Source organism: Arthrobacter sp. P1_C12_2 (assembly GCF_056406415.1).
This window is the reverse complement of sequence record NZ_JBFUAF010000018.1, coordinates 79,504-105,845: the sequence shown is the minus strand read 5'-3', so window position 1 is coordinate 105,845 and position 26,342 is coordinate 79,504. Positions and strand designations below refer to the sequence as shown.

At 62.8% G+C, this 26,342-nt stretch carries 20 protein-coding genes and 4 pseudogenes; 17 read left to right on the top strand and 7 right to left on the bottom strand.

Going from position 1 to position 26,342, the window contains the following annotated elements; genetic code table 11:
* The coding region (locus AC1DZQ_RS17645) for a hypothetical protein (RefSeq protein ID WP_476964704.1) at positions 1-277 on the bottom strand (277 nt) is incomplete at its 3' end.
* Positions 278-538: 261 nt separating this feature from the next.
* Here AC1DZQ_RS17645 and AC1DZQ_RS17640 point away from each other — a divergent pair.
* The 6 genes from AC1DZQ_RS17640 (at position 539) to AC1DZQ_RS17615 (ending at position 7,401) form a co-directional block, all read left to right on the top strand.
* Positions 539-886, top strand: a complete 348-nt coding sequence (locus tag AC1DZQ_RS17640) for an IPT/TIG domain-containing protein (protein WP_476964703.1) — start codon at positions 539-541, stop codon at positions 884-886.
* A 14-nt stretch (positions 887-900) separates the two neighbouring features.
* Positions 901-2,517: a hypothetical protein gene (locus AC1DZQ_RS17635; protein ID WP_476964702.1), complete on the top strand. Its 1,617-nt coding sequence runs from the start codon at positions 901-903 to the stop codon at positions 2,515-2,517.
* Positions 2,518-3,151: 634 nt separating this feature from the next.
* Entirely contained in the window at positions 3,152-3,772 is a 621-nt protein-coding gene (locus AC1DZQ_RS17630) for a hypothetical protein (RefSeq protein ID WP_476964701.1), read from the top strand.
* Between the two features lie 1,046 nt (positions 3,773-4,818).
* A complete protein-coding gene (locus AC1DZQ_RS17625) occupies positions 4,819-5,376 on the top strand; it encodes a hypothetical protein (RefSeq protein WP_476964700.1) in 558 nt (185 codons plus the stop codon).
* Complete coding sequence (locus tag AC1DZQ_RS17620; RefSeq protein WP_476964699.1) at positions 5,373-6,236, top strand: hypothetical protein; 864 nt, start codon at positions 5,373-5,375, stop codon at positions 6,234-6,236. The genes AC1DZQ_RS17625 and AC1DZQ_RS17620 overlap by 4 nt, the downstream gene beginning before the upstream one ends.
* A gap of 667 nt (positions 6,237-6,903) precedes the next feature.
* On the top strand, positions 6,904-7,401 hold the full coding sequence (locus tag AC1DZQ_RS17615) for a bacterial transcriptional activator domain-containing protein (RefSeq protein WP_476964711.1): 498 nt from the start codon (positions 6,904-6,906) through the stop codon (positions 7,399-7,401).
* A 46-nt stretch (positions 7,402-7,447) separates the two neighbouring features.
* Here AC1DZQ_RS17615 and AC1DZQ_RS17610 read toward each other — a convergent pair.
* Positions 7,448-7,775, bottom strand: a pseudogene (locus AC1DZQ_RS17610) (IS30 family transposase); the annotation flags it as partial.
* A gap of 518 nt (positions 7,776-8,293) precedes the next feature.
* Here AC1DZQ_RS17610 and AC1DZQ_RS17605 point away from each other — a divergent pair.
* From AC1DZQ_RS17605 to AC1DZQ_RS17570, 8 genes and pseudogenes are all read left to right on the top strand, one after another.
* On the top strand, positions 8,294-8,797 hold the full coding sequence (locus tag AC1DZQ_RS17605; RefSeq protein ID WP_476964698.1) for a hypothetical protein: 504 nt from the start codon (positions 8,294-8,296) through the stop codon (positions 8,795-8,797).
* A 1,076-nt stretch (positions 8,798-9,873) separates the two neighbouring features.
* Complete coding sequence (locus AC1DZQ_RS17600; protein ID WP_476964697.1) at positions 9,874-10,608, top strand: transposase; 735 nt, start codon at positions 9,874-9,876, stop codon at positions 10,606-10,608.
* Positions 10,577-10,843, top strand: a pseudogene (locus AC1DZQ_RS17595) (transposase); the annotation flags it as partial. The gene AC1DZQ_RS17600 and the pseudogene AC1DZQ_RS17595, both read left to right, overlap by 32 nt.
* Positions 10,825-11,133, top strand: coding sequence for a transposase (locus AC1DZQ_RS17590; protein WP_476964696.1), 309 nt, complete (start codon positions 10,825-10,827; stop codon positions 11,131-11,133). The pseudogene AC1DZQ_RS17595 and the gene AC1DZQ_RS17590, both read left to right, overlap by 19 nt.
* 341 nt (positions 11,134-11,474) lie before the next feature.
* The gene (locus AC1DZQ_RS17585; protein ID WP_476964695.1) at positions 11,475-11,804 is read left to right on the top strand and encodes a hypothetical protein; all 330 of its coding nucleotides are present in this window, start codon (positions 11,475-11,477) and stop codon (positions 11,802-11,804) included.
* A complete protein-coding gene (locus AC1DZQ_RS17580; protein ID WP_476964694.1) occupies positions 11,804-15,082 on the top strand; it encodes a M14 family zinc carboxypeptidase in 3,279 nt (1,092 codons plus the stop codon). Before AC1DZQ_RS17585 ends, AC1DZQ_RS17580 begins: the two co-directional genes overlap by 1 nt.
* A gap of 11 nt (positions 15,083-15,093) precedes the next feature.
* Entirely contained in the window at positions 15,094-16,404 is a 1,311-nt protein-coding gene (locus AC1DZQ_RS17575; RefSeq protein WP_476964693.1) for a hypothetical protein, read from the top strand.
* A gap of 277 nt (positions 16,405-16,681) precedes the next feature.
* Positions 16,682-17,626 carry an FRG domain-containing protein gene (locus AC1DZQ_RS17570; protein ID WP_476964692.1) on the top strand — a complete coding sequence of 315 codons (945 nt, stop codon included), beginning with the start codon at positions 16,682-16,684 and terminating at the stop codon, positions 17,624-17,626.
* A gap of 116 nt (positions 17,627-17,742) precedes the next feature.
* Here the strand turns inward: AC1DZQ_RS17570 and AC1DZQ_RS17565 are convergent.
* A pseudogene (locus tag AC1DZQ_RS17565) lies at positions 17,743-18,191 on the bottom strand (DDE-type integrase/transposase/recombinase); the annotation flags it as partial.
* Positions 18,192-18,387: 196 nt separating this feature from the next.
* A pseudogene (locus tag AC1DZQ_RS17560) lies at positions 18,388-18,630 on the bottom strand (GIY-YIG nuclease family protein); the annotation flags it as partial.
* A 189-nt stretch (positions 18,631-18,819) separates the two neighbouring features.
* Between AC1DZQ_RS17560 and AC1DZQ_RS17555 the strand changes: the two are divergent.
* On the top strand, positions 18,820-19,557 hold the full coding sequence (locus tag AC1DZQ_RS17555; RefSeq protein WP_476964691.1) for an AfsR/SARP family transcriptional regulator: 738 nt from the start codon (positions 18,820-18,822) through the stop codon (positions 19,555-19,557).
* Here AC1DZQ_RS17555 and AC1DZQ_RS17550 read toward each other — a convergent pair.
* Both AC1DZQ_RS17550 and AC1DZQ_RS17545 read right to left on the bottom strand, forming a co-directional pair.
* Entirely contained in the window at positions 19,554-19,799 is a 246-nt protein-coding gene (locus AC1DZQ_RS17550) for a hypothetical protein (RefSeq protein WP_476964690.1), read from the bottom strand. The two genes, AC1DZQ_RS17555 and AC1DZQ_RS17550, sit on opposite strands and share 4 nt — an antisense overlap.
* 634 nt (positions 19,800-20,433) lie before the next feature.
* Positions 20,434-20,580, bottom strand: a complete 147-nt coding sequence (locus AC1DZQ_RS17545; protein ID WP_476964710.1) for a hypothetical protein — start codon at positions 20,578-20,580, stop codon at positions 20,434-20,436.
* A 1,432-nt stretch (positions 20,581-22,012) separates the two neighbouring features.
* On the opposite strand from AC1DZQ_RS17545, the gene AC1DZQ_RS17540 reads away from it, so the two are divergent.
* Entirely contained in the window at positions 22,013-23,092 is a 1,080-nt protein-coding gene (locus AC1DZQ_RS17540; protein ID WP_476964689.1) for a TRAP transporter substrate-binding protein, read from the top strand.
* Entirely contained in the window at positions 23,074-23,595 is a 522-nt protein-coding gene (locus AC1DZQ_RS17535) for a recombinase family protein (protein WP_476964688.1), read from the top strand. The genes AC1DZQ_RS17540 and AC1DZQ_RS17535 overlap by 19 nt, the downstream gene beginning before the upstream one ends.
* Positions 23,596-23,872: 277 nt before the next feature.
* Here AC1DZQ_RS17535 and AC1DZQ_RS17530 read toward each other — a convergent pair whose 3' ends face one another.
* Positions 23,873-25,066, bottom strand: coding sequence for a serine hydrolase domain-containing protein (locus AC1DZQ_RS17530; protein WP_476964687.1), 1,194 nt, complete (start codon positions 25,064-25,066; stop codon positions 23,873-23,875).
* Between the last annotated feature and the right edge of the window lie 1,276 nt (positions 25,067-26,342).

Here is a 26,342-nt window from a genome sequence, read left to right as displayed (position 1 = left end):
CCCTGGCTCGTTTATCCCGGTGTTCGAGGACCCTTCCTTCGCGCCGGTGGCCGGGACGGCGGGTACCGCGGTGAGTTTGTCCGGCCGGAATTTCAATGTCGGTATCCCGCGGGTGTCCTTCGGTGCCGGGAAGGCATCGCTGCTCGTGCCCCCTGCCGCCGGGTCCCTGACGGTGGCCGTGCCCGAAGGGCTTGTCCCTACCGGGGAATCGGGTGCGGACGTGCCGGTCAGCGTCGAAACCGCCGCTGGCGCCGCCGTAGCCTCCGGTGTTTTTCATGCTGTGCCGCCGGCACCTGCCTTCGCCGCTCCGCCTTTTGCACCCGAACCAGCTCTTCTCGGGAGGAAGCTTCTGCTGCACGGCCGGAATTTCCACTTTGCTCCTGTGACGGTTGAGTTCCGTGCATTGGAGTTTTTTGATGATGATTCTCGCCTTCCTGTTCCTGGGGAAGTCCTCGGGCGACCCAGCGCCACAGAAATGACCGTGCGGATACCGACGGGTGTCTTCGTACTCGGCCCCATCGGTAAAATATCGGTTACGGTGACGACCGCAGGAGGTTCCGTCACGTGCGCCCAGGCGCTTCGGATTCTGGTGGCTCCGCCTACGCCGGACGTTGAGGATTTCAGCCCCTCAGCTGTCGAGGTCGGCGCAGAGGTTACGCTGAACGGCCAGGATTTCGACGGTTCTCCAGTGACTGTCACATTCAGTGTGGAGGGCCAGGCCCCGGTCCCGGCCGTCCTCCTTGAGCCGCCGACAGCGACCCGCATCAGGGTGACAGCGCCAAGCCTTGGCCCTGAAGCGCAAAAACAGGCCCGGATCATCGTCCGGAACCAGTTCGGAAGCAGCGCCAGCGCAGAACTCATCACCATCAACCACGCTGTGGGTTAGGAGGAGGAGCTGACATGGTTTTTGCACTGTTTCCGGATCCGCCGGTGGCGCCACTGGCTGCGCCCGTCGCAGGGCGGGTGGATGCCGGCTTTGCCCAGCTGGCGGGGGAAGCGTTACCGGAGTTTGCCGGGATCTACGCGCGGATGATGTTCCTGCGGGTAGCGATGGTCGGCGGCACGGTGGCGCCGTCGTTGTTCGTGCGGGCAGGGCAGGGTCCGGCCGTGGCGGTAACGGCGACGACGCAGCCGGTGTTCCGGGCCACACGCCCCGAGGGCGGGGGAACCGGTTTCGTGGGGGATGCGTTCCAGGTCCTGCAAGCTGGCGTTCCGGGGGCCGGGACCGTCACGGGCGTCGTGGTGGGGTTCGACCGGGCGACCGAGGAGACGTGGACGCTGGGGATCCGGAACAACGACCCCGGCCGCGAGGGCTACTTTACGTGGGTAGTGGCCGAAAGTGAGGGCGAGACGGTGCAGCCGTGGGCGGACCCGGCGTCGTTCGTCCCGGCGTTCGCCGATCCGCCGGCGGCGCAGTTCACCCCGGACGACGGGGCGCAGGGCACCCCCGTGATTCTCTCTGGGCGGAATTTCAATGTCGGCATCCCGCGGGTGTTCTTCAGTGCGGCGGAGGCGGCGCTCCTCGCGCCCCCCGCCTCCGGGACCCTGACGGTTGCCGTGCCCGAGGGGCTTCTCGTCTCCGGGGAGCCGGGGGCGGACGTGCCCGTCAGCGTCCAGACCGCCGCCGGCACCGCCGCCGCGGCGACCGCATTCCGGGTGCTGGCCGAGCCTCCGGCGTTCGCCGATCCGGCCTTCGACCCGGTGAGCGGGTGGCCCGGCAGGCCCGTCGCGCTGTTCGGGCGGAACTTCAATGCGGGTAGGACCCAGGTGTTCTTCGGCCACCAGACAGCGATAGTGGTCGGGCACCCTACCGCGACATCCTTGACTGCCCTCGTGCCCGAGGGGCTTGTCCATCCCGGGGAACCGGTTGCGGATGTACCGGTCAAGGTAGAGACACGCGCGGGCACCGCCGTCGCCGGGACCGCCTTCCGCATCCTCCTCTCCGAACCTCCCCAATTCGGTGATCCGCCCTTCAATCAAGTGAGCGGGTGGCCTGGCACGGCGGTTACGCTGTTCGGGCGGAATCTCGACACCGGTACCCCGCAGGTGTTCTTCGGCCGCCAGGAGGCGACCGTGCGCGAGCCCCTTGCGGCTCATAAATTGACGGCTGTCGTACCCCAAGGACTCGTGGCCCCAGGGGAACAGGGGGCGGACGTGCCGGTCGCCATCCACACCGCCGCAGGCACTGCTACTGCCAGCGCCACCTTCCACGTCGAACCGCCTAAGCCGGAATTTGCTAAGCCGTTCTTGTCAACACAAGAAGCCCAATTGGGCGAGACGATAACACTGCACGGCTCCAACTTTCATTTTGCCCCCGTGAAGGTGTTTTTCCGGCAGTCATCCGGCGCATTGGTGGTCAAGCAGGGGGCCATTGTGGGCAGGCCAAGCCCTACGGTGATCGACGTACGGGTCCCGTCCTTGGCAGCCCGGGATTTCTTGGTGGTCACGGTAAAGACCGCGGGAGGCTCCGCCACTTGTCCCCTGCGCCTTCGGGTAACCCCCGGCCACCATCTTTAGCCACGCCGAGAGGTTGACATGGTTTTTTGCACTTTTTCCGGATCCGCCGGTGGCGCCGCTGGGTGCGGCCCCAGGGATCCCGTATGGGCTCCATGAACTGGATCAGGTGCGCGAACTGGAGGAAAATATGTCCCAAGCCCTTCGGAAGCAGGAGCCTTCCCGCCGGTGATAACAACGATGGTGCGAGATGAACGCCTATAGCCGCGGCCACCTAACCGTCTTCGTCTGGGCGGTGGTTGTCGTGGCTTCTGTCTGCGTGTATGACGGCAGGCGGCCACCGCGGCGACTCGTTTTCCAGCAGTCCCGGCGCTTCTGAAGGCAATGGGCAGAACACCCCGCCGTCGAATCGGCCCACTGACGATACGGACAAGAGCCAAGCCAGTGGAGCGTCCGAAGGGCCCGGCGGCTCTGGCCCTGGCGGCGTGCGAAGTCAGCCGCAAGGCCCGGGTCCTGGTCAACAACCGCTGCCCGTGCAAGGCCAGCCGCCTGCTCGGACGCAAGCCCCCGAGGCCCCGGCCAGTTACCCGCTCCGCCGCCGGGACCGCCTGCCCCCAACTAGCCCCCCGCACCTGAGTCCGTAGTACTCGAATGGTTGCCGATAGGCCCGGTCGGGCGAGAAGATCCGGTCTGGTAAGTGGACCTGAAGGACCTGGACTGCCAGTCGCTCGATGGCTTTTCCGAACCTTTTGACACCATGCAAGCAGCGGCAAAGACACTCTGTCTAGGTTTGAAAGGCGACCAGGTTGCCTGGCAGAAAGGGGTCTCTGCCCTGGACACTATGCCGCTGCCACCTTCGGACGACTGCTGGTCCGTAACCGCCTACCAAGTGCTCGGCAATGTCGCCGCTTCCCGGAAGCAGAAGCCAAATGCGCTTGTGAAACTTGCTCCCCGCCCCGGGACCGCCTGCGCTCCTGAACTCAACGGCCTCGAGGACGACGGTGGCATTTCGCCGCCTTCCCTGGTGTGTCCCGGCTCTGTGATCGTCCTGCTGGGGAATGTCACCGGCCTCCCCGTTGGCACCGTTCGTTCGGTTAAGGTGGGAACAACAACGGCACCTGTACTGCAGCGGCAGAGCTCCACGAATAATGACAACCCCCTTGAGTTTTACTTCCTGGCGCCGCCCCTCATAGTAGGGGACCCGACCACGGCCGACGTCAGTATCGCCGACGCCGATTGGGTGGTGAAGGGATCTGCTTCTTTCGAGTACGCAGCCGATCAGAATGAATGCCGGCAGACCCCGGGCGTCATCCCGTGACGAAGACCAGCGGGCAAGAGCATTCCACTGGTCGCGTACCCCTGCAAGGTCTTGCCCGCATCGTATAGCTGTAACGTTGTAGTAACGGCACACCCGGACACTGTTGGTGGGGACGTGCAGCAGTGATGCCTTGCGCATAGCAATTCAAGTGAACTATCTGATGCTCATGGCCCGTGGCTTTGCGAGCCACGATGCCTTGCGAGGTGAAAGACATGTCCGTTTTGCTGGCCCATCCCGAAGCCCGTCCTAGCTCAGTCTTGGCTACCATTCCGGCCACGGAGGGCGCAGGACACGAAAGATTCCCCCGCCTCAGGTGCTCAGCGGCACACAGACCGAGATACTGCTGATGCACGATGCACTCTTGCAGCCGCCGGCGTCCATTCGCCTTTCTCTGGGTGCTGATCTTATCTTTGCTTCTCTCTGCGTGCGTGACGACTAACAGCGACCGCGGCTCGGCTTCCAGCGCGCCCGTCACTTCAGCGGATACCGGTGCGGACACGTCGGCCGGGGCGGCCGCCCCTGGCGGGACGGCGACTGGAGGATCGGGCGGCTCGAACGGATCCGGTGACGGCACGGGTGACGGGCGCAACCAGGCGCAACGTCCGGCTCCGGGACAACAGCCCGCGCCGCCGTCCCAAGGCCAGCTGCCCGGTCAGCCAGCCCCCGGTCAGCCGGCCCCCGGTCAGCCGGCCCCGGGTCAGCCTCCCGCTCAGCCGCCCGGTCCGCCGGCACCGGGTCAGCCAGCCCCCGGTCAGCCGGCCCCCGGTCCGCCGGCCCCGGGTCAGCCTCCCGCTCAGCCGCCCGGTCCGCCGGCCCCGGGTCAGCCTCCCGCTCAGCCGCCCGGTCCGCCGGCCCCGGGTCAGCCTCCCGCTCAGCCGCCCGGTCCGCCGGCGCCCGGTAAGCCTCCCGCGCAGGAGACCGCCGTACTCGACTGGCTGCCGATCGGCCCGGTAGGCCGAGACGATCCGGTCTGGTATGCAGGACTAAAGGACCGGAACTGCGATGTCGTTCCGGATTCCGACGATCCCCCGGTCACCGTGGAGCGAGTGGCGCGAAAGCTGTGCCTGGGCCTGAAGGGCCAAAAGGCTGCGTGGGAAGAGGGTGCATCGGCTTTGGGCACGATGCAGCCGCCAAAACTGCCGAATTCCGATTGCTGGTCCGTAAAAGCCTACGAAGTGCTGCGCGATGTGGCTGCTTTCAGACGGCAGAAGCCGGATGTGCCGTTCAAGCTTGCCCCCCTCCCCGGCACTGCCTGCCCGCCAGAGCTCAAAGACCTTAGTGTCGTGGGCCGCCCGTCCGATTCCGTCTGTCCCGGCGACATCATCCTCCTAGGCGGAACTCTGGGCGGCCTCCCCGCTAACAGCATCAGTGAGGTCAACGTCGGCACGACGACGGCCAAGGTGGGGCATCGTGCGAGTCCCCCCGACGACAGCTACCCATTGGGGGACTTCTACTTCAAAGCACCGACTCCTGTGCAGGGAGCGCCGGCCACGGTGGACGTCACTGTCGCCAAGGCCAAACTTTCGGTGAAGGGAACGGCGTCCTTCGCATACGCGGTGGACCAGAACACGTGCCTGCAAGCGGCGCCGGGCAACATCCCATGACGGAAGCCCACGGTGACGAGCGTTCCTCGTGGTCCCGCGCCCTTGGTGTGGTTTCGGCCATCGGCCCGCCGGTCACGGTGGCGACGGCGCTGCTGTTCTACTTCGGCTGGGCACGTGCGGAAGCCCAGGCAGCGCAGATGGGTCTGGATGTGAGCCTGTTCGGATACGCTGTGCAGGACTACATCCTGATCAGCATCAACGCGCTCTTTCTGCCGCTGGTCTGCCTCCTGGTCGTCAGCGTCGTCTGGGTGGCCCTGGACCGCTGGCTGCGCCGCCGCATCGAGGAGGGCAGCGGCCGTGCGGTCATCGTCCGAGCCGCCGGCATTGCCGCCCTGGCCAGTGGGCTCGTGGTCGGCGTCAGTCTACTTCTGGCCATCGTTGAGCCTGCACGGACGGCGCTGTATACGCCGTACTTGATGGCCCTGGGCGTACTCGTGGCCACGTGGTGCGTCCGCCTCCGCCGTCTGGGCCGGGACGCCAAACGACCAGCGCTCACCACGGAACAGCGGGCGGTGGAAACCACACTGGTCCTTAGCATCGTGACACTGTTGCTCTTCTGGGGCACGGCTGACTATGCCCAGGCGCTGGGCCGGCGGCTGGCAGTGAATTTCGAGCAGGGAGTCCAGTACATGCCCCGGGCGGAGGTCTACTCACTCAAGCCGCTGGGCATCGGCACGGATGCCGTCAAGGAGGTGAAAGTGGGTAGCGGGGAAACAGCCCTCTACCGTTACAGCGGTCTGCGCCTGCTGGTGCTCAGCGGCGGACGTTTCTTCTTCCTGCATGACGGCTGGACACCGCGTGATGGAACAGTGATCGTGCTCCCGGACGACAACTCGGTCCGAATCGAGTTCAAAAGATAGTTTTGGTTCGGTCAGTTCTGCAGCAGCGGACCTGGCACAATCGTTTAGCGGCTGTGGATCGGGTCGAACGGCGGGTGCTTCCCTTACCGGGCGGCTAGGGAGTTTACGACGGAGCATCCATGGATTGACCGGCCCACGGGTTACCCGTCTCGCTCCCGGGGCCACCGTGGCCATCTGGGATGCGACGTCGGCCCTCGCCGGCGAAGAGCGGTAAATGGATTGGGAGAATCCGCGATGGCTGCTCATCTCTAGAGGGCGTTGTGACTAAGGCCTTTGCCCCGGATTCCAGTGACAATGGTAGTCACTGAGGTGCACGCGTTGCCGGGGTGCTGAGCTCACGCCACTTCGCTTCACAAAACTGCCAGATGCGCTTGGCCATTGACACCCCTTACCGAAATGCGGATCCTCGTGGCTAGAACTGTTCCAGCTCGGAGTCGCGCTGGATTTGGGGGTACCGATGCTAAGCGGCAACTTTTGCAATTTTCAGCTGAGCCTGTTCCAGTCGTGGAAACTCCGCAGGGACTCGTGCGTTATGCATGTTGCGGCCCGTCAACAGCGGCTCATCACTGCGCTGGCTATCCACGGCACCCGCCCGAGGAGCTACTTGGCTGGGCTTCTGTGGCCGGAGAGTTGCGAGGCTCGGGCCCTGGAGAGTCTGCGGGTGAGCATGCACCTGGTCTCACGGCAGGTTCCGGGCCTCTTGGTCAATGGCGGCGCCGAGCTTTCGCTAAGCGACTTGGTGGACGTTGACTTGCACCGGGTCCGGTCTTGTTTGCGGGAGATCAGCCAAACCGGTCTTAACGGGAATGTTGCTTCGTACCTGAACCTTTTACGAGATGCCGAACTGCTGCCGGGCTGGTACGAGGACTGGGTGCTCTTTGAACAGAGCAGATTGCGGCAGGAGCGGCTCCACGCGTTCCACATCATTGCTCGCGAGACCCTCGCGCGCTGCGACTATGAGGCGGCCTTGGAGGCATCGGAGGCAGCACTTGAACTTGAACCGCTCTACGAAAGTGCCGTCGGACTTCTCATTCAGGCTCAACGGCAGCAGGGCAACAATGCTGCCGCACTTCGGGCCTTCGAAAAGTTTCGAGCGAAGCTGAACGATGACATGGGCCTTGCACCCTCGGAGGGGATTCTGCAACTCGTCTCGGACATCCTGTAAGAGCCACGCGTGGGTGAAGACAGTCTAGCCAGAGGTTACATGGGACTCAGCCATCCCGGACTTCGCGTAGTCGCCGGTTGAGTTCAGCGGCTACAATGGCGAGGTGTTCTGGGCTGTGGACGCCCAAGTCTGTTCCTTTCGGGAAGTACTGCCGGAGCAGGACATTGGTGTTATCGTTCGAGCCGCGCTGCCAGGGACTGGCCGGATCGCAGAAGTAAACGGGGATGGGTGTCCGCCGGGTGAAATCCTGGTGGCACGCCATTTCAGTACCCTTGATCCCAAGTGAGGGAACGCCGGAGATAGGTCGGAAGGGCGCACGTCGTGTCTGCCAGTCGGTGGTACAGACTCTCGGCACCTCGGTTGCCTGCGAGATGCCGCCGCGGTCATCATCTGCGCGTCGCACCGGCCGCATCCGCTCTGGCCGTTTTGCAGCCCTTGCCGGCGTTTCCCCGCTGCCCGCATCCTCCGCATGGCCGCCAAGAGCGGTTCGTCGGACTGACCGTGGGCCGCGGGTGGCCCTGGCGGTCCATGAGCCGTTTTCGTCGCTGAGTCCGAGTTTCAGGAGTCATTTGAGGTTCACCGCGGCGATACGGGAGTGCCACCCGGCGCGGTCAGTTGTCCGATCGGCTGGTTTCGCGGAAGGGGTCGTGTGAGCTAGATGGTCATTGATGCATAATGTTCGCAGGCACCCAAATGGGTTCGGATCATCTGAAACCGGAGATAAGGACTGGCAACGCACATGGTGTAACAATTCGTTAAATCCGGCAGAGCTCCCATCCGCCGTTATTTAGGTCATCCGATGACTAGCAATGGTTCAATTCGAATTGGCGACGTTATCTCGGATTCTCCTACCAGCCAGAAATTTACGATGTGAATATAAAGGAGTGTTGATATGCGCATTCCAATTTTTCTATCTGCCCCCACTGCATTGAATCCAAAACAAGAAGAATTGCGTGGCCGAGTAGTGACTATCCTGAACGATTTCGGCTTGGAGCCTCGGGCTCTTGGGCGCAAAGAGTACCCGACGGATTATCCGCTTCGGGAGGTTGCGGTCATCGCTAAGCATTGCTCTTGCGGTGTGATTCTCGGCTTTGAGCAATTTCGAAGTTTAGAGGGGACGCTAAAGCCAGGAACGGAGCACGAAGTCCGAGTGAAGGATAGAAGGTTCCCAACGCCCTGGAACAACCTTGAAGCTGGAATATTATTCGGTCTCGGGTTACCCTTACTCATATTCCGTGAAGACGGAATTGACGGAGGAGTTTTTGATAACGGAGTTTCTGATGCTTTTGTGAATAGGATGCCCCCTGCCCATGTCGGTTCAGGCGAACTTGATGAAATGCGAGAATTAATATTGAAATGGCAAGGGAGGGTACGTGAACATTACTACAGGCTTTAGTAGTTCTGACCCGCCACGCAGGTTCTTATCGTCCTCTCGTCCTCGGGTCCTCGATATAGGGCACCCAGACATCGTCGACCTGCACCTTGGCCCAGGCTGGGTCGGCGAAGCCTGAGATGTGATCGATGTGGTGGTGCGGGGCCACCACAACGTTAAGGCGCGGCGGTGTTCGCGGACCGATTGCGGACCACCGAGGCCGCCGTGCAACGCATGACGTTCGCGCAGTTTCATTCGCATCTGGCCGAAGTGGACTGACGATGCTTCGGACATCTAAGGCCAAAGTCACAGTGCGCATGTACAACCGGCTTCGGCGACGGGTTTCTGGTCACGGTGAAGCAAGACTGCGGGGCGGATGTTGGTTGACTTTGAGGTTTTTCTGGCCGTTTAGGGCTCAAGTCGACGGAGGCAGGGCCTTGGGTCAAACTGATGGGGAATTCGGTCCTTACCAGAGGAGAGCCTGGTCGGCGAGCGAGGTCACCTCTGCGAGATAATGCAGCTCCGGCGTAGCACTTCCACCAAGGTTGGGCGCGGGCGAAGAGCATCATCCGGGAACAAAGCACGAGCAGAAGTTATTACGGCTCGAACGACGTCCCTGAGCGTCACAGCGACAACCGGAAGGAAGTCGCACGCCCTGACCACCATGCCGAGCAGCCGGACCGCATTTTGAACAGACCCCGCGTTGCCATCTTCACCAGATCCGGAGGCAACGTGCCGGGCGGGAGAAAGCCGGGAGCGTGACGTGCTGGTGGGCCCGGTTGACGGTGGAGTCTACGGAGATTCCGAATCGTTCATCCCGGCAGCGTCGGCCTCCGCAGGGATCCGGGACTGGGTCTTGTCCCAGTCTTCGTCGCCGCTGAAGCAGCGGCGGCGTTTCCAGACCATGTCCGACTGCGGAACAGGACCCCGGCGATGCCGGACACGCGTACTCCTGAAAACCAGGGTACAGGGGCTTTTTAAGGTTCGCGGGGGATTGATTCCGTGTCGTAGCTAAGAGGGGCCCGTGGCCCTGCTGGGATGAGTGTGTCTAAGCATTCAACCTGGAACAGGACCACGAGCCATGAATGAGCCTACCGGGGGTGGCTACCGACGCTGCCGCCAGCATCTTCAACCTGCCTGACTACTGCGTCGTGTCCGTCAGCGTCCTGGCGGACGGACAACGCCAGATTATTATCGAAACCGACCAGCCCCCGGGCTGCACGACGTGTGGTGTCGTTGCGGCACGGCGGAAGGAACGGCGCTTCCAGCGGATCCGGGACATCCCTGTCGCCGGCGCCGTCCAGGTCCTGTGGTCCAAATCCCGCTGGTATTGCGATGAACCGGCCTGCGCCCGGCTCTCGTTCTCTGAATCCACGACCCAGATCCCTCGCGGCGCACGGTTCACCGGAAAGCTCAGGGGCCACGTAGTTGATGTGGCCGTCCGGTCCGGCCGGGCAGTGTCCGAGACCGCCGCCGCGTTCGCTGTGTGCTTGTGGTTGGTCCGTGCAGCGCTGACCGAAGCCTGCTTCCTGACGCTGCTCGAGGTGGATGAGCTGAGTCCGCGGCTGCTGGGGATCGATGAGCACCGGTTCCGGTCCGTGCGGTATTTCCGTGATGCTGAGTCCAGCTCGTGGGTCCGGCACGAGCCGTGGATGACCACCATCGTGGATCTGGACAGAGGCCAGGTCCTGGGCGTCGTGGACGGCAGGGACCACAAGGGCGTCGGCGACTGGCTCTTCGCCCGACCGCTCCAGTGGCGGCTCGGCGTGCAGGTCGTCGATCGACCCGTCCGCGGCGTTCCGGATGTGGCTTCCCCGGATCGCTGTCGCGGTTGATCACTTCCATCTGGTCTCCCTCGCCAACCAGGCGGTGGCCGAGGCGCGGCAGAACCTCTCCCAACAGGTCAAGGGCCGCCGCGGCCGGAGTATCGACAAGGCCTGGGCGCACCGGATGCTGCTCGTGCGCGCCGGCGAGACGCTCACCGACACTGCAGCCCACCGGCTGGAAGCGGTCTTCGACGCCGATGACGCCACCGGCAAGCTGCAGGCAGTATGGAAGGTCAAGGAACGGCTGCGGATCCTGCTGCGCACCATCTCCCTGGTCGAGGCCGCCGCAGCGAAAGACGAACTCCGGTCCTCGTTGCGGCGGCAGGACGGCACGAGACGAACAAGCTCTACCGCACGGTGTGCCGCTGGTGGAAGGAGATTGAGGTCATCATCGTCACCGGCGCCACGACCGGCACGGTCGAGGCGAACAACACGGGAATCAAGCACATCAAACGAACCGCCCGCGGCTACCGGAACTCCGGCAACTACAAATCGATTATCCTCATGAGAAGTGCCGTCCGGACGGCGGCATGACGCTCACCAGGAATCACTTTCCCCACCAACCGCCAAGAGCCGGTACAGGTGCGCCGACCTGGCCGGAGCCGACACCTGGATCGATGCCGCCGGGATGCCTCCCTCCAACACTTGTAACGCCCAAGTAACGGCATCTAGGCAGACTGGGGGTGGCTGCCGACGCATGCTGTCCATGCCGGGCTTGGGCCGGCAAGCAGCCGAACAAAGAATTGTTAAATTTTCGGGAGAACCGAGTTTGGAAAGGCCCGGATGGCACGGCGCCCAAAACTAGTTGCCGGTATCCGGCAGGCTCACGTGCTGCCGGGCCGGATGAAGCCCTGCTTCAGGAAGGGAGGCCGGTGATGGCTGGCGAGGATACTCCCCAAGAGGCTGACCAGGCGAAGGCAAGGTACGAGGTCATTGTCCGTGCCGGGGCCGGGGCTGCGGAAAGGATGGACATGCGCCGTGTGGCGGACATGGACCTGGACCGTGTGCCCGATCCGGAGGGAGGGGTCCGGCTGCTGGTCGACATGGATGAGGCGGCCCGTCTCGTCGGGAGCGGATTCGAAGTCACAATCGTCCAGGCCGCACCCGCAGGTCCGCTGGACCCCTCGCTGATCATGGACGACGACGCCGCGGCCGCCTGGCTCGATGAACGCCTTGGCGGCACGGAGCAGGAGGGAGGGGCCTGATGTATCGCACGGTTTCCCAACTCGATACCGCCGGCAGCACCCTCGCGGCGACCCATCCGCAGCTCTGCACGCAATTCACGCTGCCCGAGTCCTCGGTCCAGGGCCGGCCGGTCCGTGCCCTGCGGCTCCGTGCCGGCGGCGGGGACAACCGCCGGGGCGTGCTGCTGGTGGGCGGCACGCACGCGCGCGAACTGATGAACCCGGACCTGCTCATCGAACTGGCGGTCGACCTCGTGGCCAGCTACCGGACAGGAAGCGACGTGGTCCTCGGCAGCCGGATCTGGCCGGCCGCCGATATCAAACTGATCCTGGAGACTCTCGATGTGTACCTGGTGCCCTGCCTGAACCCGGACGGCCGCCACTTCGTGATGACCGTCGATAGCCTGTGGCGCAAGAACCGGCGCGACAACCCGGGGACCCCCTGTGACGGGGTGGACCTTAACCGCAATGCGGACCTCCTCTGGGGCGTCACCGAAGGGCAGACCTCCTGCGACCGGTGCTCGGAGGTCTATTGCGGACCGTCCGTGTTTTCGGAGCCCGAGAGCCGCAACGTCCAGCACCTGCTCGATTCCCACGGCATCGACTGCTTCGCCGACGTGCATTCCTATTCCGAATTGGTGCTCCACCCCTGGGGACACGCACCGACCCAGACGACGGACCCAACGAAGCGGTTCACCTCCCTGCCGACGACTGCCTGCCAGCCAATCACAAACCCGAGTTACGCCGAGTACATGATGCCGCGGGACCTGACGCGCTTCGAAAGCGTCGGAGACCGCATTGTCCAGGCCATCGCCGACGTGCGCGGCCGACAATATACGCGGGAATCCGGGCTCGGCTTGTATCCCACCACGGGGACGCTGAGCGACTATGCCTACGCACGCCACATTGCCGACGGTGCGCAGCACAAGACCTACGGCTTCACCCTCGAGACCGGCCCCTGGCAGGGCAGTGTGGCCGAATCCTTCCACCCTGCCAATCCCGAACCGGTCAAGCGGGAGGTCGAGTCGGGTCTGCTGGAACTGCTCCAGCAGTCCATCTGCGCCATCGAGCTGATCGGCTCGAAGCTGCTTGACCGCGACACGGAGGTCGTTGCGCTGCGCCGGGTCAGGGACGAACTCGGCGGCACCGAGCAAGGACGGAGCTGGATCGCACTGTTTGAACAGCTCCAGGCACCGCTGATCAGCCTCGTGCTGGAGCCCGAGCTGGCCGGGCGCGCCGCGCGCCTCGTGACCGCTGCCGGGGCGCAGGTGACCGACAATGGTGCCATCCTGGCTCCGGAGACAGCCGGCGAGGCCAATGAATTCCTGCACGCCCTGGCCGAGCGCGGCCCCGCAGAGCTGTGGCCCGACCTGCAAGCCGTGCGGGACCGGTTGGGCGCTTTTGCCGGGCTTTCCACCTCAGAGATCGTGCACGATCTCATGGAGCGAGGACCCATAGACGCCTCCGTCCCGGGCGACGGCAATAGGGGCAGTCTTGCAGGGAATGGCCCTGTCGAGCAGGGTGATTTCCAGGGCGACCGTCTTTCTCAGGTAACCGTTCCACCGGAGCTTGAAGACGATGAGCACCGCAAGCGGTGGGGCTTGGGCGAAACACCGGAGGACCGAGGGCCCTACATGGTGGAGCTGAACGTGCAGCACATGAATGGCCTCGCTGGGGCGGCGACCGCGTTCGTGAACCTGTTCAAGAATGCCCTCGTGCCGGAAGGTGAGAGCGCGGCTGGCCCGCCTTGGCATCTGGTGAAGATCTCGAAGACATATTTTCGGTGCGAAATGAAGCTCGACGAGTGGAAGAAGCTGATCGCCGCGGACGAGGAAGTCGCCGTCGAGCAAGCCCACAGAGAGGCCGGCCAGGGCGCGAACCAAGGGATGGATGATTTCACCTATCGGTCCGTCTACAAGCTCTGGCCGGATTTCCCCGTTCAAGCGAGTATTACGAGGTCGCTCTCCACGATTAAAGCCGACGCGGCCCTGCGTTCGTTCGATGCGACCGGCGAGAACATTACGTGGGCTGTGATCGATTCTGGCATTGACGCCGGTCACTGGCAGTTCGGGTCGGACAGCGACCACGCGCTCTGTGACCCTCGGGTGCGTAACCTTCACCGGTGTTTCACACCCGTAAACGGCCAGCAGTTAGACGATCCCGACGAGGAAGTCGTGGACGGTCCGCCCCTTACCGAGGAGCAGCGGCAGCGCCGCCTGCAGGAGCACCGTACGCACGCGCTGCAGGATCCGCTCGGGCACGGCACCCACGTCGCCGGGATTATCGCCGGTCGAGCGCCCAGAGACGTCGAGATCGTAGTGCTGGAGAGGCGACAGAACATCGCTTCCGGCGATGAGGATGAGAATCGGCCCAAACTCCGAACCAGCACACGGCAGCGGGTCATCCAGAGCGACCGTGAGCGCCAGCGTTTCCACGGCGTCGCCCCCGAATGCAGGCTTGTGAGCTTGCGTGCGCTGGACGAGAACGGTGCAGGCAGATCGAGTAACATCGTCCGGGCCTTGGAATACATCCGGGAACGGCTGAATGACAACCCCAAGCTTCTGCGCGTGCAGGGGGTGAACCTGAGCGTCGGCTACGAGTTCGACGCCGAGATGTTCGCCTGCGGCCAGAGCCCGCTCTGCACGGAGGTCAACCGGTTGGTGCGGGCGGGGGTGGTCGTGGTCACAGCGGCGGGCAACACCGGCTATTCAAGCCTAAGTGCAGGTAACAGGATCACCCGGGTGGGGCTGTCGAATACCATCAACGATCCGGGAAACGCCGAGGACGCCATCACAGTGGGCTCGACCCACCGGGAGGCACCGCACACGTTCGGAATTTCCTACTTCTCCTCGAAGGGGCCGACCGGGGACGGCAGGCTCAAACCCGACCTGGTCGCGCCGGGCGAGCGCATCATCTCCTGCGCTGCAGGTTCCGGGCTTAGCAAGGCGTGGGGGATGCTGGAGCCCGCGCCGGCTAGGGGCGGTGACAGCACCGCACCGGCACAGGGTGCCTCGTGGGGACAGAGTACGCAGGACGGTGATGCCCCCGCAGCCGCTGAAGACACCGGACCGCAGGGGCGACAGAAACGGGCCTACTACGTCGAAGACAGCGGAACCAGTATGGCGGCTCCGCATGTGTCGGGCGCGATTGCTGCGTTCCTCTCCATTCGGCGGGAGTTTATCGGTCGCCCGCTCGAGGTGAAGAAGACGTTTCTCAATGCCGCGACCCCGCTCGGGCGGGAGCGGTACTTCGAGGGCCATGGCCTGGTCGACCTCATGAGGGCAATTCAGTCAATATAGGAGGGCTTCGTATGATCGTCGGACAGTTTGATGTCGAGTTCCGCAGGGACGGCTCGGTCTTCGACCAGGAACAGGCAGTATCACTCCTCTCCGGACTTCGTGACGCCTCCGACCTGCTGGTGTTGTCCCACGGATGGAACAACGACAAGGCGGACGCAGAAAAGTTGTACGACGCTTTTCTGGCAAATCTCGCCGAGTTGCAGGAGCGCGCGGCGGACGGTGCTGCGCCTAAGATGGCTGTCCTGCGAGTGTTCTGGCCGAGCAAGAAGTTCACCGACGCCGACCTCATCCCCGGCGGCGGCGTCGCCTCAGCAGATGCCGAGAACGACGTGGCGTTGCTCCGCGCACTTTCAGCCCTCAAGCACGATCCGGACCGCCTCGGAGAGGCCGACGAAGACTTGGCCAGAGCCGGAAACATCGACCAAGCGACCGCCCTGATCGACCAACTGGAGACGTCCGAGAGCGCGAGGCGCGAGTTCATCCTGAGGATTCGTAGCGTACTGAACCCCGATGAGGCGCACGAAGACGACGGTTCCCGTGAATTCTTCGACCGGGATCCCGAGGAGCTGTTCGACGCGTTCTCGGTCGGGGTGCCGGTGGACCTGCCGGTCGGAGAAGGCGGGGTCGCGGCTGTGTCGGACGGCGGTGTGGCGTTCTTGGGGGACCTGCTCTCCGGGACCAAGGCCGCGGCGCGGCGCATCACGAACTTCGGCACGTACTACCAGATGAAGGCGAGAGCGGCCACGGTGGGCAGGACGGGTTTGGCTTCGTTGCTCCTGCGGGTACGGGAGAGGTATCCGCAACTGCCCTTGCATCTGGTCGGCCACAGCTTCGGCGGCCGGCTCGTGACGGCGGCTGCCTCAATGATCGAGCCAGGAGATGCTCCCGTAACCATGACCCTGCTGCAGGCCGCCTACTCCCACAACGGCCTGGGCCGGAAGTTCGACGGCCGAAACGACGGGGCGTTCCGCCGAATCCTGGACCGCACCCTCATCTCGGGGCCCGTCGTCATCACGCACACCAAGAACGACCTGGCCGTCGGCATCGCCTACCCACTCGCCTCGCGCATCGCGCGCGACAACGCCACGGGTCTCGGTGACCAGAACGATCCCTACGGCGGCATGGGCCGGAACGGCGCGCAACACACCCCGGAAGTGAGCTTGGACGAAACCGAACTCCGTGCGGTCGCCGTCGGACCAGGCTACAGTTTCCGGCCGGGCAACGTGTACAACCTCAACGCGGATAAATTCATCACCGAACACAATGACGTCACTAGTCGTCCCGTGGTCAATGCAGTTCTCGCCGCTATGGGCACCCGCTGAAGGTTTGGAATGGCGGTTTTGCTGCAACTGACGCAGGGATCCCGGCGATGTCGGGGCTTGAGAGCCCGGCACCGCCATTTGGTACTGATGAAAACTCGCCAAACCAAGCTGAAAGTCACAGCCCAGCGTCCTTGACGGTTCGTTCACACCAGAGCTGGGTTGAGTCTGACAATGGTGCAGGCAGTCCTCGGCAACGCTTGACCAGCAGGCCCGCCTAGCGTTGGTCAGAAGTTAACCGCATCACACAGCTTGGTGGCGCAGCCACAGAGGGGGCAATATGTCCACAAATACAGTCGCCAGTGAAGAGAACTTGTACTACGGCATCGGCGCTTGGCGACTCTGGGAAGAGAAGGCGCCCCGTAGCCTCCGGTCGCAGAAGCTGCCGCCTGGCGAACTCATCCCGATCGAGACGTATGAGGTCACAACTTTTCGCGAACTGGTGAGAATCGTTGCGTTCCTGAACGTCATGAACAAGAAGCACCATCTCCTCTTCCGCGGTCAGACAGAGGACTTCCCGCTCCGGCCGACACTTCTCCGAGACACCTGGAATGTCCCGTGGCGCGAAGGTGAGAAGGTTGATCTTCGCGACGATCGGCAGTACTACTGGGACGCGTTGGACGTGATGTCCAGCCGCATCGGGGCTGTCCTTCGTGACAAGTTGCCTCGGCATCGACCGTTCGACGGTTTTCGCGACCGAGATGCCTATCGGCTGGCTCCTTGGGCGGTCATCCAACACTACGAATTATGGCCCACTCCTGTGCTTGACTTCACGGGCTCGCTTCGAGTGGCTGCCTCCTTCGCTCTCGGGACCGAGGAGGCCAAGCCGGAGGGCTATCTCTACGTCACGGCGATGCCACCATTCATCTCAGACCTCGACGACGTTCCTGAGGATGAGTCCGTTGGCCCCGTCGCGGTCCGGCTTAGCGCAGTGTGTCCGCCTTCCGCGCCGCGGCCGCATCTACAAGATGGATTCCTCGTGGGCGAACCGCATTTCAACGACCAGGCTCTCCAGGCCGAGTCCTCGCCGGGGGTCGTGGTTGCCAAGTTCCTGCTACTCAATGACTCCGCGACCGCCGACGGCCAGGGGTTCTGGGACAACGACTTTCCGCCCCACACGCAAGAATCCTTGTTGCCAAGCTTGGGTGATGTGGTCCTGGCTGCCTTCCATGAAGCGTTCGAGTACCGGCTTGAAGCAGGCAGGGTGGTGCTAGTCGAGCGGTGAAGTGCGGCAGCCGAGTGCTGCTACCCAGGGGCCGTCCCCTGACCCGTAGCCGAACGCTGGCGGACCCTGATCTAAGTTGCCATGGGGATTTCGGACAGCGGAATTAGTGGATTCTTCTACGTTGCCAAGGCTGGCTGTTGACATCCATGGCGGTCTTCGTTGGGCCGCCGGCATCCGAGCGCGGAGTGACGGCGCCGGCTGTTGTAGAACCCTTCGATGTAGCGAACGACGTCGCTCCGGGCTCGTTTTTCAGGGCGGAGAAATAGGATCCGGCCATGCTGTTGTCCCAGAGCATACCGGTGCGTCCCATCGCCCAGGCCGGCCATCAGGGCCCTGAATTCGGTCGCGGTGTAGACGCTGCCCCCCGATCGGAGTGCCAGATCGCGAGCGGCTCGATCCGGGTCGTAGCGGCCGCGTTCCTGTGCGCGTCTGCGACGAGTTCGGTGCGCATGTGATCGGCGATGGACCAGCCGACGACCTTCTTCGAGTAACAGTCGACGACGGTGACGAGGTAGATGAATCCATGCCAGGAGTGGATGTAGGTGATGTCGCCGACGAACTTCACAACTGCGGTCAAAATCATTGTCCGCATAGATCCTCACCGATCTGCTCCGACTGCTTCAGGCGGGGGTGGAAGTACCGCCGGTCCCGATCACGCCTGGGCGACTGGCCGACTCGGCCGTCGACGTTCACGAAGCTGTAGAGAGCCAGGCGCCTGGTGCGATGCATCACGAGACTGAAGCGGTGGTAGTTCAGCACGGTTCGTTCTCGAGGGTAACTGCATCTTCAGAGAAGTAGATGGTGTGGACGTCGAACCGGAACGGCACCGATGCGCCACTGAGTTCGGCGATGCGTTCGGCTGGTTTAAGGCGTCGTGTCAGGCCTATTTTGACGACGCCTTCTCCGAATGCTCCGCGGTTGGAGATCACGTAGATCTAGCCGGTGCGGATGTTTGCTGCGCGGTAGTCGTTCTGGGCGATCGCTTGGTCAATGGCTTCGAGTCGTAGTTGCCCTTTTTCGGACCGACGTGTGGCAGTTGTTGCGCGTAAGCCCTACGGATGCTGAGGAGCAGTCTACTTTTCATCCAAAACTCGCTTCATGACGGAGGCCATTGACTTCACGCTCCGAACTGCGAAAGGGTTGCCACATAGGTTTCCAGCTCTTCAGTCCCACGCTGGATTTTGGGGGTACCCATGGGCAATGACGATTATGGTTTTCGGTTGACCCTGCTTCAATCGTGGCAACTTCGCCGGGGCACCGACGTCGTGCAGGTGGCGGCGCGGCAACAACGGCTCATTACTGCGCTGGCCATCAACGGCCCCCGCCCCCGAGGTTTTCTCGTCGGTCTGTTGTGGCCTGAGTGTCAAGAGTCCAGGGCCCTCGAAAGCCTGCGTGTCAGTGTGCATCTCATTTCGCGGCAGGTCCCGGGCCTTCTGCTCAATGGCGGCAACGTGCTGTCCCTCAGCCAACTGGTCGACGTCGACCTCCACCGGGTCCGGGAACAGATCCGGGAGCTGAGCCGTAGTGGGCTCAACGGAAACGTGGCCTCATATCTGCACCAGTTGCGGGACGCCGAATTGCTCCCGGGCTGGTACGACGACTGGGTGCTCTTCGAACAGAGCAGGTTGCGGCAGGACCGGCTCCACGCATTCCAGATCATTGCTCGCGAGTCGCTGGCGTGCTGTGACTTTGAATCTGCTCTGGAGGCCTCGGAGGCGGCACTGGAGCTTGAACCGCTCTATGAAACCGCAGTTGGACTTCTCATTCGGGCGGAACGGGAGCGGGGCAACAATGCTGCCGCGCTGAGGGCCTTCGAAAAGTACCAAAGGAAGCTGAAGGAGGACATGGGGCTTGCACCGTCGGGGGCCATTCAGCGCCTTGTCTCAGAAATTTCGGGACAGCCAGGCCGCAATCAAACGGGAGATATCTAGACCTTGCCGGGAGGAACAGGTTGGGCAAACAGCCACTGGCGTACAACGCTTAGGACCTCGTCCCTATCGGCAGTGGAGACAGTGGTCGGCTCATCGCCCGGTGCTTGGCTATGGATGATCCGTGCGCGAAAGCTCGGCGTCTGGTCGGGCTCGTGCCACGTGCGGATGACTAGCGTGCCCATGCCTGGCATCGCCGGGTCTGATTCGTCGGATATTCCTGACAGACGATCATCGTTGGTCATGGCATTTCACCTTACTCTCCATCAGCGACCAACCACATGATGGAAGATCGCGGACTTTCCACCGCCGAGTCCCTCGTTCATCAGCCGCTAGCAGCTGCGGGCGATTCGGCCATGGAAGGCACCTGAGCACCGGAAGTCCCCGGCTGCTTTGATCCTGCTGGACAGAATTCAGGAATCAATCGCACGTTTGTTCAAGATTTGCTCAAGTTTGCCTAGTGAGAGACGCGGCGCCACCAAATTCTTTGTAAGGGCAGTCTTCGCACTGAGTGTCGGGCGGGCATCCTTGAAGCAATAGGGGTGTGTAAATTGTGCACATTTTGGGCTGCGGATCGGGTTGTACTGGGGTCGGATCGGGCCGGATTCCGCATGTTTCCGCGGAAGTCCACTGTTTGCGGGGGAGGGAATGCCGTTCGAGTCCCACCTCGGGCACGTGTTTTCCCTGTTCAGGGGCTTGTGAGCCTCTGAATGTGTACAAATCTCCTTTATGGGCCCCTGCGGGGGCCCATTTTTTAGTGGCGGCTGGTCTGGTGGCTCCTTCTCTTGGCTTGAACAGCGGTGTTGCTGCGTACTCCTTCATGGCCGGGAGCGCGTGGAACTGCATGACGTGTAGAGACTTGGGATCAAATCCTCATGGTCATCCCTGCCGCAGCCGGAACTTCTGGGAAAGTCCCGTCAGGACCTCGATGATGTTCTCGACCGTCGGGTAGGGCCGGGCGAATCGATGGACTTTACTGACGACCAGGGCGCCGCCGGCCCGGGCAGCGGCCAGGGCTTCGTTCAGTCCCGGCCGTTCCCGTTACTTCCGGTCACGCCGTGGTCACCATTGATCAGGTCCTTGGGGCGCCGAGACCCGCAAGCGCGCACGTTGCTGCGCTACGGCACCGCGCTCTCCCCCCAAAAGGGAAATGACCCTAGACCTTCGCACTGAATCAGCCGGACACCCGCAATACGACAGCCCTGCGTAGATTAGTACACCAGCCATCCTCAGCCACGAAAAGAGCTTGCGCCAAACAGGGCAACTCTCGAGACTCCATACAAGGCAGCTTTGGGCGGGACCGATAATCGAAGTCGAGGTAACCATGGATATGAAACCGGAAGTCGGCGAACCCGATGGGGGACCCTGGCAAGCCGAGTCACTGGAAGGCTTGGTGCGACGATTACTGCCGGCAGCAGGACAACGTCCGAACCGCCCATGGATTGTAGCGGTAGATGGAAGGAGCGGGGCAGGCAAGACCACCCTGGTCGATCGTCTACTAGCTCGAGTGCCGGAATCAGATGTCGTTCACACGGACGATGTAGCGTGGCATCTCTCGTTTTTTGACTGGGCCGATGAACTCCGTGACGGTGTCCTCGAACCCCTGCTCCAAGGCGAGGCAGTCCATTACCGTCCGCCGGGTTGGGTGGCCCGAGAACGTCCAGGTGCCATAGCTCTACCCGCCGGGCGTTCCGTGGTGTGGGTGGAAGGGAGCGGATCATCACGCCAAGCTCTCTCCGACCTAGTCGACGCATCAATCTGGGTGCAGTGCGACAACTTTGAAGCCCGACGTCGCCTCCTGGAACGAGATGGCCACGAAGAAGAAGACCTGCACAGGGAGTGGGAAGAACAAGAAATTCCCTTCCTACTTGAAGACCGGCCGTGGGAGCGCGCTACAGTGATCGTGGCCGGAAGGCCGGCCCTAGAGTACGATCCGAATACCCAAGTAGTAACCGCTCAGCCGGCACCACCATGCGAGGAGATCACCTAACCCACGGATTTGCCATCTCCGCCCGCCACTGTGGGTGGCGGGGGCAGGCGCCTTGGCTGTAGGTCCTCCGCATGCTGGGATGTGGGGTCATTCGAACCTCCTTTCTGACCTGTCCCAGTGGGCATGGTTGCTCTTGCACCTCTTCATGCCGCGGAGTTGTGGTGTTGGCATGACTCGCGGGGGTTTGTTGAAGATTTTTCCCCGGATTCCTTGTGTACTGCATTGTCTGGCGATACGCGATGTGTAGATAGTCCACACCGTTAAACGGGCCCCGAACTGTCCTCGGTTGGGCCAGCACAGCGGAAGATTCGCTGTGCAACAGGACGGCGGTCCGGCGTTGCCGTCCGCTATTGCTTCGCTGGCGGCCTGGGCGTAGCTTGCGGACACGCACGTTTCCAGCTGCGCTGCTTCACCAGTCTCCCGTCCCAAAGTCTGCATCACTGATTCATCGTCCGGAAGGCACGTGCTATGAGAAATCCGTTCAACTTCATGACTTCTGTAGGGTTCGGATTAGCAGCACTTCTGGCCACAGCAGGTTGCAGCGCAACCACGGCCGGCCCGCCGCCGGCGGCAGAACAGACGAAGACCCTGCGGATAGCCACCGATGATGAGCCCGGCCGCCCGGCCGCCGCCCAGATTGAGGAATTCGCCCGCAACGTGAAGGAACACTCCGGGGGCCAGGTCCTGATCGAACCGGTGTGGAAGGCCGTGGGTGAGGACAAGGACGACCCGGATCAAGCAGTGGCACGCGCAGTGGTGAGCGGCGATTTCGATATGGGGCTGGTTCCGGCCCGGGCCTGGGATACCGAAGGGGTGAGTTCCTTTGCGGCACTTCATGCGCCGTTCCTCGTGACATCCATTGCACTGATGGCAAAGGTGTCGGACCCGGCAGTCGCGGACGAAATGCTTGCAGGGCTGGACAAGGTCGGTGTGTCCGGTCTTGCCCTGTTCCCGGAAGGCACGCGAATGCTCTTCTCCTTCTTCGAACCCGTACTGACGCCGGCTGATCTTGCAGGGAAAACCGTACGGGCTCCCCGGTCCGACACGACCTACGATCTGCTGAGGACGATTGGCGCCACTCCGGACGATCTGGTGGGCGAACAGTTCTATGACGGTATGGCCGCGGGAACGGTGGTGGCGGCGGAATCGTCGTTCGCGTTGGCCGGGTCGCTCCCGAAGGCCACGACCGCGACCGGCAACATGGTCCTCTACTCCAAGTTGAACTCCCTGGTCATCAACACGAAGTCGTTTCAAGCCTTGAGCGAGGGTCAGCGGCGGGCCCTGAAAGACGCGGCGGCAGCCACTCGCACATGGGCCGTGGAAACAATGACGGAGACGGCGGACGATGCGGCGAAATTCTGCAAGGACGGCGGAACCGTTGTCGTAGCGACGGCGGCCGAGGTTGCCGACTTCAAAGCCGCCGGTGCCCCTGTCTACACGAAACTCGAGGCGGACCCGGATACAAAAGCCCGCATAGCAAAGATAAAGGATCTGGCCGCGGCCGAACCTGAGCCCCGATCCATTGCCCCGTGCAGCGCCGGCGGCTAGCGGGCGGCCACTTGGTCCGGAGTCGAAGGGTCTGGGTTCTTGGACGTCGAGAGATAGGTTTCCGGTCACTTACCGGACCCTGGCTGGACACAACAAGATCGCACCGGAAGCCAAATTTCGACATGTTCGCGTCTCGCGCAGCGTACGAACGACCGCGGTTGCACGAAGGCACGAAGGCCGGCCAAGCGACCGCGAAAGCCAGGGGCAGACTCGGCGGCCGCCCGCCGGCCATGACCCCCATGAAAGCTCGAGACGGCCAGAGCTCCCCCGAGACGCGCAAGGCTGAGATCCGGGTCGGGCAAACTCTCGAGGTTCAGGAGTCCCCATCCTCTTCCGCAGCGCCGTCCCTTCGGTTCCATGCGCCGAAAAGAGCTGGCCGGCCCCAAAGACGGTCGATTATGGGCAGGGGGAGGGCGCTTTCGGTCTCAGTCCGGCCCCAAAGACGGTCGATTATGGGCAGGGGGAGGGCGCTTTCGGTCTCAGTCCGGCCCTCGCCGCTGTGATGTTCGCGCTGGTCGGGCCTGGTCGAATCATTCAGAGTCGATCGTGGAGTTGAACATGCGCCACGATTGGCACATGGAAGTCACCGAGGATGGCGGCCGCTACAAGCGCTGCACGCGTTGTGGTAAGGACGACGACCGTGGCGGTGGCGGGACCGGCGGGAGTGGGACCTGGGCTGGCATTGCCGGGATGGGATAAGCCCGGTCGCTAGCCGGTCCGGCCAAGGCCGCCGCGTTCACAACGGAAGGAGCTCCACCCGGGCCCGGCTCCCCACCGTGTTCACTGGCAGAGGCGGTCGAGGGTTTCCTGGGCAGCCGCTTCCATCTGCGTCTGGAGTAGGTCGATGCGGCGTGCCGTCGCCGGGTCGTTCCAAGGCAGCGGGGCGTGCGCCATGGTCATCGTGATCTGGCTGCCGCCGTCGGCGCTCGTGATGGAAATACTCATATAGCCGAATGCGTACCCTGCATGGCCGTAGCGGAAGCCGCCGGAACATGCGTCAGGAAACCGCGCTAGACCGAGTCCGTATTCCCAGAATTCGGTCTTCTTCTTCATTTCCTCAAGCATGGCGGGGGAAAGAAGCTGGCCGCGGAGGAGGGCCCGATAGAAGTTGTTTATGTCCTGCGTGGTCGAAATGACGCCGCCTGCGGGTGAGCCGACAAAAATCTCGGGCTGGGTGACATCGACCCGTTCTCCGCCATCAATGATGTAGGCGTGGATGGTGTCCGGAGCCCCGCGGTCCGGTTCCGCCAGTGACGTGTGCTGAAGTCCCAGAGGAGCGAAGATGTCCTGATTAAGCACGTGGGCAACGGGCCGTCCGCGCAGCTTTTCGATCAGCTGGCCGAGAGCCAAGTAATTGGAGCTCGAGTAAGAAAAGCGGTCCACGTTCTTGGTCTCCCAGGGGAGCGTGGCTGCCAGTTCGAGTCCTCGTTTCATGCTGAGCCGTGTGTTCGCAACCTGCTTCAGTGGTCCCGCCGCGTATTCTGAGTCTCCGAAATCGGGCATGCCGGAGTTATGGTTCAGCAACTGGCGGACGGTGATCGGTCCGGGCGGCCGCAGCGTGGTTCGGAAGCTCTCAAGGACACCGTTCACCGGGTCATCGAGCCCGATAAGACCCTGGTCGACGAGTTTCAAAACGGATACGGCGACCATCGACTTCGTAATGCTGGCAACGGATACCCGGTCCTGGGGCCGAGCCGGGTCCTTGCTGACCAGGTTTCGCACCCCATAGGCCTTGGACCATTCGCCGCCAGGCCATCTCAGCTGCACAACAACGGACGTCGCACCGCCATCCATGAAGTGCTGGATCCTTTGTTCCACGGAATCCGTCGCTGCCTGGGTCGCGACGGCGCTCGACGGAGACGGCCCGGGAGGGGCCCCCACGCAACCGCTCACAGCGACAACCAAAGCCGCGGAGAAAGCTGCGGCACCGGGCAGAGAAAAACGCGTCCGCCGCCACGCAGCCAAGGCACCCATGGCATCGTTGTACGCTCAAACGACTCCGCTGGGTAGTCTGCAGCCCTTTAGAGGTTCCGCCGTTAGGTGAGGTCGCACCGGATTTGACGATGTAGGCACAAGCCCTAATAAACACATGCTTTCGTCTAGCCCGGAAACGTCCCAAAGCCAGGCCGGGCACCGGACCCTGGCAGCGCATCTAGCTTGCGGGCGGGAATCCTTGGCCGCGTAACAGATTCCGGCGGCGATCCACTCGTCCCGCCGGCGCCGGAGGGTGGTGGCCGAGCTCCTGCCGGCCGATGACGCAACCATCTCCCACCCATCGGCGGAACCTCTTAGCCGATCGGATGACCCTGACTGCACGTTGTTTCGCCGGGCAGGATGTCATGGCCCTGAAGGCAGGTGACTGAGGGGGCGCGGGATCTTCGTGCGCGATGAAAAACAGGCTGCTGTTGCCATGGCTGATCGCAGCGTCCTGGCGCTTGATCCAGGAAGATGGACAGGAGGCGCCTACCATCGACTCATCGCTGCGTTGGTGCCCGGGTCTCCTGAAAGGATTCCTGATCACGGTGACCGCGACCTTTCAATATCACCGTTCGCTGCTTTTGCAGTGGCTTCGGTGCAACGAGTATAGGCGTGACGCCATTCTGAAAAAGGCCGGCAGATCGGCAGTCCCACCGTGTGTGTGGAAGGGCTGCGCTGAGCCCTTCACAGGTTTCTGGTCAGAGGGACGAACCCGCAGTTGTGGACTGCCCTGTCCTTGCCGAGCTCGTGGGCTAGATGTACTGATCAACGTAGTTTCCGATGGGACACGTACGAAAAAGCGTGTACCTAATGGACGTATCGGCCGGCTTTCTGTAGGGCTACAACGTCGTCGGTCTGCACCAAGAACCTCGGAACTGTCACCATTGACCTGACAAAGAACTGTCACCTATGTCCTGCGACATAACACTGTGGATCGGGTCGTATGTAGTTCGCATCGGGCCGGATTCCGCATGTTTCCGCGGGAGCCCAGTGTTTGCGGGGGAGGGAATGCAGTTCGAGTCCCACCTCGGCACAGTGTTTCCGTAGGTCAGCGCCCATTTTGCACTTTGAGTGTTGACAAAGCTTGACTTTTCGGAATTAGTCGTCTTCGACATGCTCCATCTGTCTGGTACTGAGCTCTGGATCACGCAGCATCCTCTGCGCCTATCGGACTAATGTTCACTTCTAGGCCCACCCGAAACCCTGGTCGGGTGAGACCTGAAACACGCTTCGGCGTCCGCGGTCCGGTGGGCCGCTCCCGCTCGGGCCACGA